The 217-nt window shown below is 59.0% G+C and carries 1 pseudogene; it reads left to right on the top strand.

Annotated elements, in window-relative coordinates:
- A pseudogene (locus tag E3W21_RS31690) lies at positions 1 to 89 on the top strand (short-chain dehydrogenase); the annotation flags it as partial.
- Positions 90 to 217: the final 128 nt, after the last annotated feature.

Below are 217 nucleotides of genomic sequence, written 5' to 3'. Positions count from 1 at the left end.
CGCGCGGCTTGGTCGATCAGGTGAATGCGTATACCGGCAAGGGCGGGCATCACTTCGTGAACTACAGAGGCGAAACCATTCCCTGGTAAGCACCGCCGTCCCAATGTGTGTGGGCTTGCTCGCGAAGGCGGAGTGTCAGTTGACATCAATGTTGCCTGACACACCGCCTTCGCGAGCAAGCCCGCTCCCACAAGGTTATTTATCGTCCTGTCGGGCC

Origin of the sequence: Pseudomonas sp. F01002, from assembly GCF_004402115.1 — a bacterium.
GTDB classification, from domain to species: domain Bacteria; phylum Pseudomonadota; class Gammaproteobacteria; order Pseudomonadales; family Pseudomonadaceae; genus Aquipseudomonas; species Aquipseudomonas frigoris.
This window is presented reverse-complemented; position numbering and strand designations above follow the sequence as displayed.